The organism is Palleronia marisminoris, assembly GCF_900172315.1.
GTDB classification, from domain to species: Bacteria; Pseudomonadota; Alphaproteobacteria; order Rhodobacterales; family Rhodobacteraceae; genus Palleronia; species Palleronia marisminoris.
The window spans coordinates 1-17461 of the sequence record NZ_FWFV01000012.1 but is presented as its reverse complement, the minus strand read 5'-3'; the positions used below and the strand labels follow the sequence as shown (position 1 = coordinate 17461).

Here is a 17461-nt window from a genome sequence, read left to right as displayed (position 1 = left end):
TCAGGCCCCCTCGAACCCTCGTTTGAGTTCCCAGTCCGTCACGGCCCGGTCGAACTCTTCCTGTTCCCACTGGCCGCAGCGGACGTAGTGATCGACCACCGCCCCACCGAAGGCGTCGCGCAGCATGGTCGAGTGCTTCAAGGTTTCGATCGCATCGCGCAGGGTGCGCGGGATTTCTTCGACCTCGTTGCCCGCGTAGGCGTCGCCCTTGTGAGGCGGGTCGAGGCTCAGCCCCTCCTCGATCCCGCGGATACCGGCGGCGATCAGCGCGGCTTGCGCGAGGTAAGGGTTCATGTCCGAGCCCCCGATGCGGCATTCGATGCGGATGCCTTTCGTCCCGTCGCCGCAGAGGCGGAACGCCGCGGTACGGTTGTCCACGGACCAGACGGCCTTTGTCGGCGCGAAGGTGCCGGGGGCGAAGCGCTTGTAGCTGTTGACGTAGGGCGCAAGGAAGAACGTGTAGTCGCGTGCGTAGGCCAGAAGGCCCGCCACGAAGTGCCGCATCGTGGCCGACATCCCGAACTCGACGTCCTCGTCGTGGAAGGCCGGGTTGCCGTCCCGCCAGAGCGACAGGTGCACGTGGCTGGACGAGCCGACCTTGTCCCTCGCCCACTTCGGCAGGAACGTCGCCGAGCAGCCGTTCATCCAGGCGATTTCCTTGGTGGCGTGCTTGGCGATGGTGTGATGGTCGGCGCAGTCGAGCGCGGGGGCGTAGCGGATGTTCAGCTCCTGCTGGCCCATCTCGGCCTCACCCTTGGTGCCTTCGACCGGGATGCCGGCCGCAACGAGGTGGTTGCGCAACGGCCGCATCACGGCCTCTTCCTTGGTGGTCTGGAAGAGGTTGTAGTCTTCGTTGAAGCCGTTGAACGGGACGAGGTTGCGGTAGCCGTCCTTCTGGAGCGTCCGGTAATCGCCCTGGAACAGGAAGAACTCCAGCTCGGTCGCCATGACTGCGTCGAAGCCCAGGTCGGCCAGCCGCGCGACCTGCCTCTTCAGCATCTCGCGCGGGGCGTGCGGGACGGGGGCGTGCGTGTGGTGGTCCAGCACGTCGCCCAGGACCAGCGCCGTCCCTCCGAGCCAAGGGACCGAGCGCAGGGTCGAAAGGTCGGGACGCAGCGTGTAGTCGCCGTAGCCGCTTTGCCAGCTGGTGGCGGCGTAGCCTTCGGGCGTCGACATGACGAGGTCGGTGGCCAGCAGGTAGTTGCAGCAGTGGGTTTCCTCATGCGCGTGGTCGAGGAAGTTCGAGACGTGGAACCGCTTGCCCATCAGCCGGCCCTGCATGTCCACCATAGCGGCCATGACCGTATCGATCTCGCCGTTGGCGGCTTTCTCTTTCAGGGCGTCGAATGTCAGGTTTCCGGGCATGGGCTTTCCTTCGTCAGACGACGGAACGGCCCCGCAAGGGCCGCCCCGGTTCGGGTTCGATCCGCTTAGAACGTGTAGGGCGGTCCGGCCTGGTTGATGACCTGGTTGTAGTCACGGAAGATCGAGACGATCTTCTGGTGAACCTCGCCTTCCTGGGCGACTTCCTCCCAGAACTCCTTGGCGGCTTCCTCGACCAGCGCCCATTCGTCGGCCGGAACGGTCCGCAGCTCCAGCTTCTCGCCCTTGGCGCGCAGCGCGGCCTCGCCGCCCCAGTACCACTGGTTGCGATAGGTGTGGCCTGCCTCGATCCCGGCCATGACGAGCTGCTTGAGGTGATCGGGCAGCTCGTTCCAGCGTTCCTGGTTGACGAAGAACGACCCGATCCACGCGCCCGAGATGTTGTTGGTCAGGAAGTAGTCGGTCACGTCCGCCCAGCCGACGGTGTAATCTTCGGTGATGCCGGACCATGCCATGCCGTCGAGCTCGCCCGTCTGCACCGCGACCTCGGCGTCCTCGTAGGGGATGTTCACCGGCACGACGCCGAACTGGGACAGGAAGCGGCCTGCCGTCGGGAAGGTGTAGAGCTTGAGGCCGTCCAGGTCTGCGACGCTGGTGATCTCGCGCGTGGTGTTGAAGTTGCACGGGTCCTGACCGGCGGCAGACAGCCATTTGACCCCGACCTTGGAATATTCCTCGTCCCAGATCTCGGCCAAACCGTATTGGTTGAACAGGACCGGCACGTCGAGGATGTGCTTGGTCGCGAAGGGAAAGTAGCCTCCGAACTGGCGCAGCGGGGTGGGCGAGGCCATCGAGTCGTCGTCGGAATGGACGCCGTCGATCGTCCCGCGCTGGAGCGCCTGGAACAGCTCGCCGGTGGGGACGATCTGATCGGCGTAGAACAGCTCGATCTCCATTTCGCCATTCGAGGCGGCGTTGATGTAGTCGATGACAGGCTTGGTCACCTGCTCGCCCAGGGCGGCGCCGGCATAGGTCTGGAAGCGCCAGCGGATCGGCTCCTGCGCGCGCGCGATCGAGGGGGCGGCCAGTGCGGCAGGCCCGGCGAGCACCGCGCCGTGAAGGAACTTGCGTCTTGTGGTCATCTCTCGTGATCTCCTCTGTTGATGGAAGGCCGGTTTGCCCGGCTCGATTGGGCCTTCAGAGGCCGTAGACTTTGTTCGGCAGCCACAGCGCGATCTGCGGGAAAATCATCACCAGCGCGAGCGCCGCGATCATGACGAAAACGAAGGGCACGATCGAACGGTAGATGTCCCGAAGTTCAATCTCGGGCGGGGCCATCGCGCGCATCAGGAACAGGTTGTAGCCGAAAGGCGGCGTCATGTACGCGATTTGGCAGGTGATCGTGTAGAGCACCCCGTACCACACCAAGTCGAAGCCCAAATCGCCGACCAGCGGCACGTAAAGGGGTGCCACGATGACCAGCATGGCCGTGTCGTCGAGGAACGTGCCCATCACCAGGAAGCTCAGCTGCATCAGGATCAGGATCACCCAAGGGTCGAGGCCCAGCTGCTCGGTGAAGAGGTTCTCGATCGCGCGGACGGCACCCAGCCCGTCGAACACGGCCCCGAAGGCGAGGGCGGCGGTGATGATCCACATGAACATGCAGGTGATGCCCAGCGTCTGGCGGATCGTGGTCTCGAACACCTTGCGGGTCATTCGCCCCTTGAGCACCGCCGCCGCAAAGGCCGCGATGGCGCCGATTGCCGAACTTTCCACAAGGCTCGTCCAGCCGTTGACGAAGGGCACCATCATCACCGCGAAGATCGCGATGGGCAGCAGGCCGGCACGCAGGAGGCGCATCTTTTCGGCCGGGGTGATCTCGGCCCGCTCGGCTTCGGTCAGCGTCGGGCCAAGCTCTGGCGTGATCCGGCAGCGAATCCAGATGTAGAGGATGAACATCGCCGCCATCATCAGCCCCGGCACCGCTCCGGCCAACCACAGCTGCCCCACCGGCTGACGCGCGATCATCGCGTAAAGCACCAGTACCACCGATGGCGGCACGAGGATGCCCAGCGAAGACCCCGCCTGGACCACCCCCGTGACCATGAGCTTGTCGTAATTCCGCTTCAGAAGCTCCGGCAGCGCGATGGTCGCGCCGATCGCCATGCCCGCGACCGACAGCCCGTTCATGGCAGAGATCAGGACCATCAGCCCGATCGTTCCCATGGCAAGCCCGCCGGGCATCCCGCCGGTCCAGACGTGGAACATGCGGTAGAGGTCGTCGGCGATCTTCGACTCCGACAGGACGTAGCCCATGAAGATGAACATCGGCAGCGTCAGCAGGGGGTACCACCGCATCACCTTGATGATCGCCGAGAACCCCAGGTCGTAGCCGCCCCGGTCGCCCCAGAGCAGCACCGCCGCAATGACCGCGACGAAACCGATGGCGCCGAAGACCCGCTGCCCGGTGAACAGCATCAGCATCATGGTCGAGAACATGAGGACGGCGATCAGCTCATAGGGCATCGCCTTGCTCCTCGTCGATATGGCGGAGAGGGCGGCCTGTGCGCAGGAACAGGATGTCCTTCGCCAGTTCGCTGAGGGCCTGCAGGAGCATGAGCGCGATGCCGACACAGATCGTGACCTTGATCGGCCACATATACGGCCGCCAGGCAGAGGAACTGCGCTCGCCCCCGTACTGGAAAGAGTACCGTGTGCTGTCGATCCCGCCCCAGAGCATGATGCCGAGGTAGGTGATCAGGAAGAAGACGGTGATCGCATCCGTCCATGCCTTGCGCCGCGGGTTGAGCGCGCCGTAGATCAGGTCCATCCGCACATGCGACCCCATCTGCATCGCGTAGGGCCCGCCCAGCACGAAATATGCGATCATCACGAACTGCGCCATCTCGAGCGTCCAGAGGGACGGCGAGAAGAACATCTTCGAGATGGTCGACCACATCAGGACGCCCATCAGCGCGAAGATCCCGAACATCACGAGCCGCCCGAGGCCGTAGTTCATCCGATCGACGACGGCGACATAGGCACGAAGTACCTTCATTCGGCCGCCCCTTGTCTGGCGCCTGGGGCCAGCGCGGCGCGGAGCGTCTCTGCAAGATGCGCAGCCATCCGCGCCCCGGCCTCGTCATCGGCGATCAGGTCGTTCCGGATCTCGATCATCACCGAGTCGCGCCCTTCCGCCTCGGCATGACGGGCGAGCGTGTGGGTCACGCCGTCCGCTGCGGAATAGGGAGAGTTGAGCGCCGCACGCCAGATGCCCCGCGCCCGTTCGGCACCGAGGGCTGCTCGGGCGAGGGTCGGTGTCGCGTCGTGCAGGAACCCGATCTCGACCTCGCGCTGCTGGCCCAGGTAGACCGGCGTGAAGCTGTGGACCGTGATCAGCACGACCGGTCCGCCGGACCTGGCTTCCTGCTGCCGACAGGTTTCGGCAAGGGCGGCATGGTAAGGCTCGTGGACGCGCCGGAAGCGTTCGTCTCGCGCAGCCTCGCCGAGATCACGGTTGCCTGGAATGTCGAAGACCTCGCTTTTAGCGGGGATGGCGTCGGGCGCCGAGGGCGGGCGGTTGCAGTCATAGACGAGGCGCGAGATTCCACCCTCGACCACGGGTGCTTGCATCGTTTCGCCCAGGGCCCGTGCCACGTGGGCCGCGCCGATATCCCAGACCGCGTGGCTGGCCAGCGCCGCCGGATCGAGGCCAAGGTTTCCCAAATCCTTCGGGATATGGCGCGAACCATGCTCGCAGGCGACGACCAGCGGGGCAGGGCGGTCGGCACCGATGATGTGGACCGCTGTCCAGTCGTCCCCGCTCATCCCGCTTGCCCCTTGCCTGCCCCTCTGAAATTATCACTACAGCCTCAACTGATGTGTCAAGAATTTTTCTGTATCTTTAGCTACATGCGGATACGGAAGTGTAGAGAAAGGAACCTCGTGTGAGCAGGCGCCCCCTCGTCCGCGATCTTCTGAAGGAGAAAGAGGCGGATCTGACCGCGTCCGAGCGCAAGCTCACGGCCGTTCTGGTCGACAACTCGATGGTCGCGGGGCTTCAGTCGATCACCCGCCTGGCCGAAAGCGCGCAGGTTTCGACGCCGACGGTGATCCGGCTGGCCCGCAAGCTCGGCTTCGACGGGTTCGGCGACCTGCAGGACGCGATCCGGGACGATATCGCCGCCCGTATAAAGGAGCCGCTTGCGAAGCTGGAAGCGGCGGATCACGACACGCCGCCCGATCATATCGTGTCGCGCTTCGTTGCGGGGGCAATGGGGAACATCAACCGGACGCTCGAGCGGCTCGATCTGGGGGATTTCGACCGTGCTGCCGAGATGCTGTCGGACCCGGCGCGCGAGCTTCATTTCATGGGCGGGCGGATCACGCGGTCGAACGCGCATTACTTCTTCAACCACATGCAGATCATCCGGCCGCGCGTCTTCCTGATGGACAGCTCGCCCAGCGTGTGGCCGCAGTCGCTGCTGGACATGGGGGCGCAGTCGGTCCTCGTGATCTTCGACATCCGCCGCTACGAGAAGGAACTCGAGAAGCTGGCGAGCTTGGCCGAGGGGCAGGGCGTCAGCATCCTACTGTTCACCGATATCTGGGGCTCGGCCATCGAGCAGCACGCCGAGGTCTGTTTCCGCGCGGCGGTCGAGGTCCCGTCGAGCTGGGACTCGACCCTGGCGATCAACTTTCTGGTCGAGGCGCTGATCGCCGAGGTCCAGAGCCGCCACTCGGTCTCGAGCGCCGAGCGGATCTCCGCATTGGAAAAGACCATCGGCCAGTCGCGGATCTTTCGCGGGATCTGATCCGCAACCAGACTGGCCGTCGGTGCGCCGGTTGAATATCGACACTGGTCCGCGAGGCGCGGATCACCCGCGGACCCAGACAGGAGCGTCGCCATGAACATCACCTTCATCGGGTTCGGAGAGGCAGGCCGCGCCTTTGCCGAAAGCCTGCTGGTCCAGGGCGATCACGCCATCACCGCCTATGATAGGCTCGACGACGACGCGATGTGCGAGGCGATGACCAGCCGCGGCATCCGGCGCGCCACCAGCCCGGCCGAGGCCGTCTCGGGAGCGGACTGGATCATCAGCGCGGTCACGGCCGACCAATCCCTGGCCGCCGCGGAATCAGTCGCGGACGCGCTGGAACAGCGGCAGGTGTTCTTCGACATCAACTCGGTCTCGCCCGACCGCAAGCGCGAGACGGCGAAACTGGTCGATGTGCGCGCCGCCCATTACGTGGACATGGCGGTGATGGCCCCCGTTCATCCCCAAGGCCACGCCACGCCGGTCCTGATCGCTGGACCCAACGCGCCGGACCTGGCCGAGGCGTTGGCGCAGGCTGGCTTCTCGTTCGAGGTGGTGGGCGAGACGGCGGGGGAGGCGACGGCGGTCAAGATGGTTCGGTCGCTCTTCGTCAAGGGGCTCGAGGCGATCACGGTCGAGGCCGCCCTGGCCGCGGCCGCCTCGGGTTGTTTCGACCGAGTCATGGCCTCGCTTGAAAAGACTTATCCCGGCCTCGGCTGGCCCGACAATGTGAGCTACAATTTCGAGCGCACCTTGCGCCACGGCGCCCGCCGCGCGTCCGAGATGCGCGAAAGCGCGGCCACACTGGATGCTCTGGGGTTGAGCGGAGACCTCGGGGCAGAAATTGCGGCGGTACAGGACCGGATGGGCGCTCTGCCCACGGTCGAAGTGCCGGATGGCACGCTGGAGGAGGCCGCCCTCGCTATCCTGCAGATGCGACGGTCCTGAAGCTCGCCCCGTTCGTGACCAATGCGTGTCGAGGCACCGGTCACGACGGGGCGAGCTCTGAACGCTGTCAGGCGGCCAACATGCCGGGCTTCAGGATGACCTTGGTCCAGTCGTTCTGGTTGTAGCGGAAGTTCTTGTAGCCCTTCGCCGCTTCTTCCAGCGGAAGTCGGTGGGAGATCAGGAACTTCGTGTCCAGCTCGCCGTCGCCAATGCGGCGCAGAAGATCGTCGAGATACTTCTGCACATGGGTCTGCCCCGTGCGGACCTGCACGCCTTTCTCCATGAGCGCGCCCAGCGGGAACTTGTCGGCCATCCCGCCATAGACGCCCGGAATCGAAACCGTGCCGCCCTTTCGGACGCACATGAGCGCCTCGCGCAGGGCATGGGGGCTGTCGGCGCCGATGCCGACATTCTGCTTGATGTTGTCCATCACCGTGTCGGGGGCGAAGCCGTGGCTCTCCATCCCGACCGCGTCGATCACAGAATCGGGGCCGAGCCCACCGGACATTTCGGTCAGCGCCTCGAGCACGTTGGTCTGCTTGAAGTCGATGATCTCGGCGCCGAGCTTCTTGGCCAGCGCCAGCCGGTTCGGATATTCGTCGATCGCGATGACCTTGCCGGCACCCATCGCCAAGGCGGCCTGCACGGCAAAGAGGCCGACCGGGCCGCAGCCCCACACGGCGACGGTGTCGCCTTCGCTGATGTCGGCGTTCTCGGCCGCCTGCCAGCCGGTGGGCAGGACGTCGGACAGGAACAGGACGTCGTCATCGTCCATCCCGTCGGGAATCACGATGGGACCGACGTCCGAGAACGGCACCCGGACATATTCCGCCTGGCCGCCGGGATAGCCGCCCGTCAGGTGGGAATATCCGAAGAGCGCGCTGACCGAGTGGCCGTAGAGGCCTTCAGTCATGTCCTGCTTCTCGGCCGGGTTCGTATTGTCGCAAGCGGAATAGAGCTGCTTCTGGCAGAAGAAGCACGCACCGCAGGAGATGGTGAAGGGCACCACGACCCGCTGGCCCTTCTTCAGGGTGCTCTTGGGGCCGGTCTCGACGACGCGGCCCATGAACTCGTGGCCCAGGATGTCGCCCGACGTCATGCCGGGGATCACGCCGTCATAAAGGTGCAGGTCCGAGCCGCAGATCGCGGTCGAGGTGACTTCGAGGATGGCGTCGCGGGGGTTGACGATCTCGGGGTCGGGGACTGTGTCGACGCGAACGTCGTGCTTGCCGTGCCAGGTAAGTGCGCGCATGTCGTGTCCTTTCAGGCCGCCGAGCGGCGGTTGGCATTGGTGGCGATCTCGCCGGTTTCCATGAGCATCTTCAGACGCTTGAGGTCGCGGCGGGCCTGCAGATGAGGCTCGGATTGGAACATCTTGGCGACGGCCCGTCCCAGAGCGCCGCCGGGGGCGCGGTATTCGAGGTCGAGCGTCACTTCGGTTCCGCGACCGGCTGGCGCGTCGCGGAAGGAGACCTGGCCGCGGGTTTCGATGTCGGACGCCTCGGTCGAACTCCAGGCGATGCGCTCGTTCGGAACGTCATCGGTGACGGCGGTGACGAGCGAGACGTCACGACCCGGACCATCGATCTGCCAGCGCGACAAGTCGCCGTCGGCGGTGATGTCCTTCACGTTCTCCATGACCTGCGGCAGGTTCTTGAAATCGCGCCAGAACTCGTAGAGCTCGCTGCGCGGCCGGTCGATGGTGATCGTGCGGCCTGTCACGGTCCGGCGCCGATCCGGCTGGCTGCGAGCGGTGCGCAACGGCGCATCGTCGGGCAGTCGCCGATCGACCGAGTTGCGCGTCTGGATCTGATACCAGGAGGCCCCGGCTAGTCCGATGATGGCTCCGATACCGGCCGCGAGCCACAACTCGCCCGGTTCGGGACGATACGCTGCGCGGCGTTTTGGACGATGGTCGCGATACATGGAAGCACTCCCTCTTTCGCGGTCTGCCCCGACGATCGGTCGTCTTCGACCTGCGCCGGGAGGTGTCGTTGCTGTCCGGGTTGCGCAGCCTTCCGGGTGGTGGTTGCACGCTTTGGACAGTGGCCTCTCGGCCCTCGACACCCAACGCGGCGGGCATCGGCAGGTTTGCACGCCGACCCCACAAACGAGCGTGTCGGCGGAATTTCGCCGAGGCGCCTCGTTGGCTTTGGGTCGGACACGAAAACGCCCGCGCCTTCCGACGCGGGCGTTCCTGTTCTCGCAGCAGAGGGTCAGCTCTGCGAACGGCCGCCGAGGTTCTCCTTGTCGGCCTGCTCTTCGGCCGCGTCGGCGATGCGCCGCGCCGCGTCCTCGGTCCGGTCCACGGCCGCATCGGCTGCAGAACCCTCGCCCTGCGTGTTGCGATCGGCCTGGTCCTTCGCGTCGCGCGTGGCTTGGCTCGCGTCGTCGCGGACTTCCTTGCCGACGTTCTTCGCCTCGTCGAGCGCGGCACCCGCGACACGTTCTGCCTTGGCGCGCTCCTCGGCGAAGATGCGCTCGGCCTCGTCATAGAGGTGATCGCTTTCTTCCCCGAGATACTCGTCTTCATAGCGCGAGCGGGGCAGCCCGCCGGCGATGGCTGCACCGACCGCAAAGGCCAGCGCACCGGCGACGATCGGATGCTCTTCGAAGAAGTCCATCGCCTGGTCCGCACCACGGCGCATGCCGCGGCCGGCTTGCTCGTTGGCGAGGATCGCCCGTTCCCGGGCCGCCACGATCCGTTCGCGCGCCTGTTCGCTCAGGTGTTCGGTGCCTTCCGAGAGGCGCCGCCTCACGTCCGCCGAACGGTCGCGGACGCGCCCAGCCATTTCCGACGAGCGTTCGCGCGCACGACCCGCCCGGTCAGAGGCGCCACGCTGGGCATTGTGCATCCCCGCGCGCATCCGCTGACCAGCCGACGGTCCGTGGTTGTCCGAGAACCAGTTCGGGCCTTCGCCGCGAGGGGTCGGTCCACGCGTGCCGATATGGGCGTCCGCACCCTCGCCATATTCGGTGTCGCGGCCGCCGCCGAGCGACACACCGCCGCCCGAGCGGCGGGCGTTGTAGCTATCGCCTGCCCGACGCGCGTTGGCCTCGATCCGGTCGGCGCTGGGGCCGTGGCCGAAGATCAGCCAGCCCAATCCGAGGCCGGTCACTGCCAGCGCCAACGGGTTTTCCCGTGCCGCCAAGACGATGGACCTGCCGATTTCGCCTCCTTGCGTCCCGACATTGTCGGAGATGGTGCGGAAGATGGCATCCGGCGAGAAGGTCTCCTGCAGCTCCACGAGCGTGCTTTGGAGGCCATCGCGGTGTTCCTCGATCTCGCGTTCGATTTCGTCCGGTTTCCTTGTATCGCTCATATCACAGTGCCTTCTTCACGGCCTCGCCGTCGCGTTCCACGTTCTTAGTGGTCCGCGTCGGGGCGAGGGAGGTGACTTTCAGATTGTTCGTGCCCTTCGCCGCCAGGATCGCGGCGATGATGGCAAAGACCACGCCGACGAGCAGCGCGGCCCAGCCGGCCTCGAGGCCAAGCTCGGTGATCGCTTCGACAAGGGCGGCAGCCAGGACGTTCAGCGCCACCAGCATGATGACGACGCCAGCGATGATCATGCCGATTGCCGCAACGGCCTTGCGGACGTTCTCGTCCATCTCGGCGCGCAGGAGGTTCAGCTCTCCGCGGACCAGCGCGACGACTTGCTGAAGCGCGTCGCTCAGAAGGCCGCCCGTGTCACGGATCTGCCCGCGCATCCCATGATCCGTTCGCGCGTCGTGGTCGGCGTGGGCACCATGGGTCGAGCGGTTGGTATGGTTGTCGGTGTCGGACATCAGTAATCTCCCGGCGTCTTGGTTGCAGTGGGCGACGGGTTCGCCGTCGTGCTCGCCCCGGTGCCGGGCGTGGTGCCGGCGGGCGTGGTGGCGGGGCCGGGGATGCGATCGCCGTCCACCGGGGTCGCCGGCGTCGAGCCGGTTCCGCCGGACGACGGACCGGTCTGGGTCGTGCCGCCACGGTCAGCGCCCGTGCCCGAGCGGCTCGGCGAGCGTGCCGACGCCTTGGCGAACCGGGTGGCCGCAAAACCCACGAGCGCCGCGCCGCCTATGAAGGCGAGGGGGTTGCGCCGGGCGAAACGGGTCACGTCGCTGGCAAGCTCGCCCACGTCGCGGTCACGGATCGTGTCCGAAGCGTCCGCGAGCGTTTCGGCAACGAGCCCGAAGGTCCGCTCTTGCGGCGAGCCCGAGCGCATCTCTTCGGCAGCCTTACGCAGTGCGTCGGCGATGCCGGAAATCTCGGTCGCGACGCCGCCGCGGGCACGCTCGGCCTGGGACCAGGCCTCGTCGCGGGCGCGGCCGGTGAGGTCTTCCGCGGTCGAGCGGGCGTCTTGCGCCAAGCGCTCCGCGGATCGTTTCGCGTCTTCGCCGGCTTCGCGGCCGACATTGCGCGGATCAGTGTTGGGATCGGTCATTCAGGCGCCCTCCTTAAGCCACGACATTGATGACGATGAGAATGACGGCTACGAGGCCGACCAGATAAATAAGGCTGTTCATGTGAAGTCTCCTCGACAGCGAAACCGTATACTCTCTGGCAGAGTAAGAACTGCGTGAGCCAACGGTTCCGTGATTTCAGAGCGCCGGCAGAGGCGCGCCCATACGGGCCGCCCGCACGATGGGACCGGTTCGAGCCCCCCGGGCGAGGGGTGAGCGTCGCGCGTGCCGGATTGCCGGTGTTCTGTAGGTCGTTCGTGCGCGACCGGTGGCGATCAGCCCAGGTCGGGCGCGACGGGGACGACCAGGCGGCCGCGGATCCCGCCATCGAGGAACCTGGGTGCGGTCTCAATGACCTTGTCGAACGGCAGGTCGACCGACAGCGAGTCCAACTTCGCCATATCCATGTCGCGGGCCAGGTGCGCCCAGGCGTCGCGTCGCCGCTCCATCGGGCACATGACGCTGTCGATTCCCGCCAGCGTGACGCCACGCAGGATGAAGGGCGCGACCGAGGTTGGAAGGTCCATCCCCGCCGCCAACCCGCAGGCCGCGACCGTTCCGCCGTAGCGGATCATCGACAGCAGGTTGGCCAGCGGCGTACTGCCCGCCACGTCGATGCCGCCCGCGAAACGCTCCTTGTTCAGGGGGCGGGGTTTGGCCGACAGCTCTTCGCGATCGAGGATCGTGGAGGCGCCAAGGTCGCGCAGGTAATCGGCCTCGGAGGTGCGGCCCGTCACGGCCGCCACGCCGTAGCCGCGATGCGCCAGAAGCGCGGTGGCGATGCTTCCGACGCCGCCCGCGGCCCCGGTCACGGCGACCTCGCCTTTGTCGGGCGTGACGCCATGATCGGCCAGCGCCATGACGCAGAGCATCGCCGTGTAGCCGGCTGTGCCGATCGCCATGGACTGCCGCAGCGTGATCCCGTCGGGTAGAGGCACCAGCCATTCGCCTTTGGCCCGCGCCTTCTTTGCAAGCCCGCCCCAACGGGATTCGCCGACGCCCCAGCCGTTCAGCACGACGCGGTCGCCGGGCTTCAGGTCGGGGTGGGTCGTCTCGGCCACGACGCCTGCGAAGTCGATGCCAGGGACCATGGGGAACGAACGAACGACGGGGCCCGCGCCGGTCAGCGCCAGCGCGTCCTTGTAGTTGAGGGTGGACCAGGCCACGTCGACCAGCGTATCGCCCTCGGGCAACTGGTCCTCGGAGAGCTGCTTGACGTCACAAGTCTGGGTCTCGCCGGATTTCTCGATCAGGATGGCGTCGAACATTTGCTTCCCTCGGCAGGTGTGATGCGGGCGTGGGATCGTCTGCGCGCAGGTCATGCCGAAAGCTTAGGCAGGGCGGCCGCGAAATCCATGCGGTAATCGAGCCGCGACCGCGTGTCTCGTCAGTTGACAGCCCGCGCGCGCTGTCCCATGTGGGCGCGAACATACTTGCAACCGGGCGTTCCGTGGGCGCCGAACCGACGAGGAGGGCGCCGATGGCCCAGATCTCCCTGACATTTCCCGATGGAAACGCGCGCGCATTCGATGCGGGCGTGACGCCTGCCGAAGTGGCTGCCTCGATCTCGAAGTCGCTGTCGAAGAAGGCGATCTCGGCCAGCGTGGACGGACGCCATCACGACCTGCAATGGCCCATCGAAGGCGACGCGCAGATCGCCATTCACACCATGGATGACGACGCGGCGGCCTACGAGCTGATCCGCCACGACCTGGCTCACATCATGGCTCGTGCGGTGCAGGAGATCTGGCCGGACGTGAAGGTCACCATCGGCCCCGTCATCAACAACGGCTGGTATTATGACTTCGACCGGGTGGAACCGTTCACGCCCGAGGATCTCGGCCGCATCGAGAAGAAGATGAAGGAGATCATCGCGAAGAAGGACACGGTGCGCACCGAGGTGTGGGAGCGTCCGAAGGCGGTTTCGTATTACGAAGAGCGGGGCGAGCCCTACAAGGTCGAGCTGATCGAGGCGATCCCCGGCGACGAACCCCTGCGCATGTACTGGCATGGCGACTGGCAGGACCTGTGCCGTGGCCCGCACCTGCAGCATACCGGGCAGGTCCCGCAGGACGCGTTCAAGCTGATGAGCGTAGCAGGGGCCTACTGGCGCGGGGATTCGTCGCGTCCCATGCTCCAGCGGATCTACGGCGTCGCCTTCAAGACGAAGAAGGAGCTCGACGCGCATCTGACGATGCTGGAGGAAGCTGCCAAGCGCGACCACCGTCGGCTGGGCCGCGAGATGGACCTGTTCCACATGCAGGAAGAGGCGCCGGGGCAGGTCTTCTGGCACCCGAACGGCTGGAACATCTACGTCACGCTGCAGGACTACATGCGCCGCCGCCAGCGTGAGAATGGCTATGTCGAGGTGAACACGCCGCAGGTCGTCGACCGCAAGCTGTGGGAGGCGTCCGGGCACTGGGAGAAGTACCAGGACCACATGTTCATCGTCGAGGTGGATGAAGACCACGCCCGCGAAAAGTCGATGAACGCGCTCAAGCCGATGAACTGCCCGGGCCATGTGCAGGTCTATAATCAGGGGCTGAAATCCTACCGCGACCTTCCTTTGCGCATGGCCGAGTTCGGGTCGTGCAACCGGTACGAGCCGAGCGGAGCCTTGCACGGGATCATGCGGGTCCGTGGCTTCACGCAGGACGACGCCCATATCTTCTGCACCGAAGCGCAGATTGAGGACGAGACGCGCCGCTTCATCGAGATGCTGGCAGCGATCTATGCCGATCTCGGGTTCACGTCGTGGCGGATCAAGTTCTCGGACCGGCCCGATCAGCGCATCGGGTCGGACGAAAGCTGGGACCGGGTCGAAGCGGCGCTGCGGAGCGCCTGCGAGGCGGCCGGCTATTCGTTCGAGCTGAACCCGGGCGAGGGGGCCTTCTACGGACCGAAGCTGGAATTCGTTCTTACGGATGCCATCGGGCGCGATTGGCAATGCGGCACCTTGCAGGTGGATCCGAACCTGCCTGAACGTCTGGACGCGACGTATATCGGGCAGGACGGCGCGAAGCACCGGCCCTACATGCTGCATCGTGCGGTTCTGGGCAGCTTCGAGCGCTTCATCGGCATCCTGATCGAGGACTCGGCAGGGCGACTTCCGCTGTGGCTGGCGCCGCGGCAGGTGGTCGTGGCGACCATCGTGTCCGAGGCAGATGCGTATGCGCACGAGGTGGTCGCGGCTCTTCGCAAGGCAGGCCTGCGGGCCGAAGTCGACACGCGCAACGAGAAGATCAACTACAAGGTCCGCGAGCATTCGCTGGGGAAGGTTCCCGCGATCCTGGCGCTCGGTGCGCGGGAGGTCGAGGAACGGTCGGTCTCGCTGCGCCGGCTGGGAGACAAGCACCAGAAGTCGTTGTCGCTGCAGGAATGCGTGGAAGTCCTCGCCGCGGAGGCGACGCCCCCGGATCTGCGTTGACCATGGCGCGCGCGGTCAGGGCAAAAGCGCCGCGCGCGTCTTGGCGCTCCAGCCGAGGTAGAGAGCTTCGCCGTCTTCGATCACCGGGCGTTTCATCAGGGTGGGGTGGGCGAGGATCAGATCGACTGGTTGGCCCTCGCGCTCGGCGTCGGACAGCTGGCGCCATGTGGTGGAGCGGCGATTGATGATCTCGGGCCCGAAGGCGTCGTGGAACCGTTCGAGCTTGCCTTGAGGGATGCCGTCCTTGCGCATGTCCACGAAGGTGACCTCTCGCCCGGCCTCCTTCAGGTCCTTCAGGGCAGTGCGGCAGGTGTCGCAGCTGGTGATTCCGTAGAGGTGCATGGTGGCGCTCATTTCTTTCATGAAGACTTCTCTTGCATTGGCGTCCTGATTCGCGGTTAGGCTGAAGAGGTCAATCTTCCAAGGCATACGCTCTCGGAGCGACCTGGAAACGGAAGATCCTGGCTCTAACGCGGGCCGCCTGAAGGCGGTTAAGACACGGAGAACTGGTATGCCCACTGGCACCGTCAAATGGTTCAACACCACGAAAGGCTACGGTTTCATAGCCCCCGACGACGGCGGGAAAGACATTTTCGTCCATATCTCGGCGGTCGAGCGCGCCGGCCTGACCGGACTGGCCGACAATCAGAAGATCGCATACGAGCTGATCTCGAACCGGGACGGTCGCGAGTCGGCCGGCGAGCTTCAGCCGCTCTGACACCCCCGTTCATCCCCATGATCGACGGCCCGCCCCGGCAACGAGGTGGGCCGTTTGCGGTTGGTATGTGCGTGATGAGATGCAAGTTCGGTGCGCGGCACCGCCGATCGACCGAATGGCTGCTCGGGCAGGCAAAAACCTGCACACTATTAGCGATGTTTTAACCATTTCGGGGACGGGGCCTGCTACCGTCGATTCTGGAAACACCATGCGCCGCTGCGGACAGCGATCCGTAGTGGCAGAGCGGGACTGCTGCTGGCTGCGCCGGAGGGAAGGCGATGGAAGGTCATAGCATCGCGGGATCGAAGATTCTGCTTGTCGAGGATGAAGCGCTGTTCGGCGTCGATCTGGCCATGACCCTCGAAGAACGTGGCTTCGTCGTCTCGGGTCCGTTGCGACACATGGCAACCGCGAGAGCGGAAATTGCTGCCGGCAGGGTCGATCTTGCACTACTCGACATCGATCTGGGTCCCGGGCTGACGAGCTTCGACATCGCTCGGGTCCTGCAGGCCCATGGAGTTCCCTACATCTTCGTATCGGGCCACGCGCCCTCCGCTGTCGAGCTTCCGGCCGACCTGAGTTCCTTCGCCCGGATGACGAAGCCGGTGGATGTGCCCAACCTTCTGGTCCTGATGCGTGATGCGCTCGGATCGGAGGCGACCGTGGGCCTTGGTACCGCGCCGACGCGGAATGGCTCCGGACAGGTAGCGACGCACAGGTTGGTATAGGTCCGGAGGGCCGGCGTGCGCAGGGAGCGCGGCGGGGGCGGTACTTTCAGGCCTTCGCGCGAGGACCGTAGGTTGCGAACTTCTCGAGCACGCGGCCGATTTCATCATCGGGTAAGATCGCCGGCGTTCCGATCTGACGGGCGATCGCATATTGACGCGAAAGCGTCTCGACCTCTTCGGCCAGCCACAGGGCGCGCGACACCGTCGGGCCGCAGGCGATGAGGCCATGGTTGGCGAGCAGGCACGCAGTCCGCCCTTCGAGCGCGGCGAGGGCGTTTTGGGACAGCTCTTCGGTTCCGAAAGTCGCGTAAGTCGCGCAGCGGATCGTCGGGCCACCGGCGGCCGCGATCATGTAATGCACGGCAGGAATGGCCTCGCCCAGCATCGCCTGCGCCGTGGCATAGGTGGGGTGGGCGTGGACGACTGCGTTGAGGTCGGATCGATCCCGCAGGATGTCTCGGTGGAAGCGCCACTCGGAGGAGGGCGCGTGCGGGCCCGTGGGGGTGCCCTCCATGTCGAGAAAGACGATCTCCTCGGGCGTCATCGTCTCGTAGGCGAGGCCCGACGGCGTGACGAGCAGGCCGTCGCCCCACCTTGCCGAGACGTTGCCCGACGTGCCCTGGTTCAGGCCGCGCCGATCCATGTCAAGGCATGCCTGGATGATCTGCAGCCTGATCGTGCGTTCGGCGTCCTGCATGTGGGCTCTTTCTCTAGGTGGCTGGTGGGAGTCGTCCGATCATGTGGCCTAGCTACGGTGGGGACGGAGACCTGTCCATAAAGGCGACAGTATTCGTCTCACGGGGAGGCAGGAGCGAGTCTGTAACGGATTGCGTGTCGGCGACTCGGCGCGACAGGATGTTGTCCGGAAGGGTCTGTCTTCAGTCCTGACCTTGCGATCCGCAATTTTCTCGGCCTAGACCGAATTTTCCTCTTGCGGGTGTGAGTTGTGATCCGTAGATAGCGCTTCACCGGCGGCGCTGAGGCGCTTACGGGACGCCAGACGGGGCGGAGGGGACGACCGAAAGAGACCGGAAATCAACTGGTTGACATCGGAACG

General features: G+C 65.5%; 18 protein-coding genes. 5 read left to right on the top strand and 13 right to left on the bottom strand.

What is annotated here, in order from left to right; translation table 11 throughout:
- The 5 genes from PAM7066_RS16080 to PAM7066_RS16060 all read right to left on the bottom strand — a co-directional run bounded on the left by PAM7066_RS16080 (position 1) and on the right by PAM7066_RS16060 (position 5151).
- Positions 1-1365, bottom strand: a complete 1365-nt coding sequence (locus PAM7066_RS16080; RefSeq protein ID WP_085855242.1) for a glutamine synthetase family protein — start codon at positions 1363-1365, stop codon at positions 1-3.
- Positions 1366-1430: 65 nt separating this feature from the next.
- Positions 1431-2465, bottom strand: coding sequence for a TRAP transporter substrate-binding protein (locus PAM7066_RS16075; RefSeq protein WP_085855241.1), 1035 nt, complete (start codon positions 2463-2465; stop codon positions 1431-1433).
- A 55-nt stretch (positions 2466-2520) separates the two neighbouring features.
- Positions 2521-3849: a TRAP transporter large permease gene (locus tag PAM7066_RS16070; RefSeq protein WP_085855240.1), complete on the bottom strand. Its 1329-nt coding sequence runs from the start codon at positions 3847-3849 to the stop codon at positions 2521-2523.
- Entirely contained in the window at positions 3839-4381 is a 543-nt protein-coding gene (locus tag PAM7066_RS16065; RefSeq protein ID WP_085855239.1) for a TRAP transporter small permease subunit, read from the bottom strand. Before PAM7066_RS16065 ends, PAM7066_RS16070 begins: the two co-directional genes overlap by 11 nt.
- Positions 4378-5151, bottom strand: a complete 774-nt coding sequence (locus PAM7066_RS16060; RefSeq protein WP_085855238.1) for an N-formylglutamate amidohydrolase — start codon at positions 5149-5151, stop codon at positions 4378-4380. Before PAM7066_RS16060 ends, PAM7066_RS16065 begins: the two co-directional genes overlap by 4 nt.
- A gap of 119 nt (positions 5152-5270) precedes the next feature.
- On the opposite strand from PAM7066_RS16060, the gene PAM7066_RS16055 reads away from it, so the two are divergent.
- Together PAM7066_RS16055 and PAM7066_RS16050 are read left to right on the top strand one after the other, a co-directional pair.
- Entirely contained in the window at positions 5271-6137 is an 867-nt protein-coding gene (locus PAM7066_RS16055; protein ID WP_085855237.1) for a MurR/RpiR family transcriptional regulator, read from the top strand.
- Between the two features lie 93 nt (positions 6138-6230).
- Positions 6231-7088, top strand: coding sequence for an NAD(P)-dependent oxidoreductase (locus PAM7066_RS16050; RefSeq protein WP_085855236.1), 858 nt, complete (start codon positions 6231-6233; stop codon positions 7086-7088).
- A gap of 67 nt (positions 7089-7155) precedes the next feature.
- Here the strand turns inward: PAM7066_RS16050 and PAM7066_RS16045 are convergent, their stop codons facing one another.
- The 6 genes from PAM7066_RS16045 to acuI all read right to left on the bottom strand — a co-directional run bounded on the left by PAM7066_RS16045 (position 7156) and on the right by acuI (position 12799).
- Positions 7156-8340: a zinc-dependent alcohol dehydrogenase gene (locus PAM7066_RS16045; RefSeq protein ID WP_085855235.1), complete on the bottom strand. Its 1185-nt coding sequence runs from the start codon at positions 8338-8340 to the stop codon at positions 7156-7158.
- 11 nt (positions 8341-8351) lie between these two features.
- Entirely contained in the window at positions 8352-9014 is a 663-nt protein-coding gene (locus PAM7066_RS16040) for an SRPBCC family protein (RefSeq protein ID WP_085855234.1), read from the bottom strand.
- 290 nt (positions 9015-9304) lie between these two features.
- The gene (locus PAM7066_RS16035) at positions 9305-10411 is read right to left on the bottom strand and encodes a DUF3618 domain-containing protein (RefSeq protein ID WP_085855233.1); all 1107 of its coding nucleotides are present in this window, start codon (positions 10409-10411) and stop codon (positions 9305-9307) included.
- Position 10412: 1 nt separating this feature from the next.
- Positions 10413-10877 (bottom strand): phage holin family protein, encoded by a 465-nt coding sequence (locus tag PAM7066_RS16030; RefSeq protein WP_306456087.1) that lies wholly within the window; start codon positions 10875-10877, stop codon positions 10413-10415.
- A complete protein-coding gene (locus tag PAM7066_RS16025; RefSeq protein ID WP_175484703.1) occupies positions 10877-11512 on the bottom strand; it encodes a hypothetical protein in 636 nt (211 codons plus the stop codon). The genes PAM7066_RS16030 and PAM7066_RS16025 overlap by 1 nt, the downstream gene beginning before the upstream one ends.
- A gap of 294 nt (positions 11513-11806) precedes the next feature.
- Positions 11807-12799, bottom strand: coding sequence for an acrylyl-CoA reductase (NADPH) (gene acuI / locus PAM7066_RS16020; protein WP_085855232.1), 993 nt, complete (start codon positions 12797-12799; stop codon positions 11807-11809).
- Positions 12800-13011: 212 nt separating this feature from the next.
- Here acuI and thrS point away from each other — a divergent pair, with 212 nt between their 5' ends.
- On the top strand, positions 13012-14958 hold the full coding sequence (gene thrS / locus PAM7066_RS16015) for a threonine--tRNA ligase (RefSeq protein WP_085855231.1): 1947 nt from the start codon (positions 13012-13014) through the stop codon (positions 14956-14958).
- A 15-nt stretch (positions 14959-14973) separates the two neighbouring features.
- Here the strand turns inward: thrS and PAM7066_RS16010 are convergent, their stop codons facing one another.
- Positions 14974-15321, bottom strand: a complete 348-nt coding sequence (locus PAM7066_RS16010) for an arsenate reductase family protein (protein WP_306456086.1) — start codon at positions 15319-15321, stop codon at positions 14974-14976.
- A gap of 148 nt (positions 15322-15469) precedes the next feature.
- Here PAM7066_RS16010 and PAM7066_RS16005 point away from each other — a divergent pair, with 148 nt between their 5' ends.
- Together PAM7066_RS16005 and PAM7066_RS16000 are read left to right on the top strand one after the other, a co-directional pair.
- Positions 15470-15676, top strand: coding sequence for a cold-shock protein (locus PAM7066_RS16005; protein WP_085855230.1), 207 nt, complete (start codon positions 15470-15472; stop codon positions 15674-15676).
- Between the two features lie 278 nt (positions 15677-15954).
- A complete protein-coding gene (locus PAM7066_RS16000) occupies positions 15955-16404 on the top strand; it encodes a response regulator (protein WP_085855229.1) in 450 nt (149 codons plus the stop codon).
- A gap of 46 nt (positions 16405-16450) precedes the next feature.
- On the opposite strand, the gene PAM7066_RS15995 is transcribed toward PAM7066_RS16000, so the two are convergent.
- A complete protein-coding gene (locus PAM7066_RS15995) occupies positions 16451-17101 on the bottom strand; it encodes a class II aldolase/adducin family protein (protein WP_085855228.1) in 651 nt (216 codons plus the stop codon).
- Between the last annotated feature and the right edge of the window lie 360 nt (positions 17102-17461).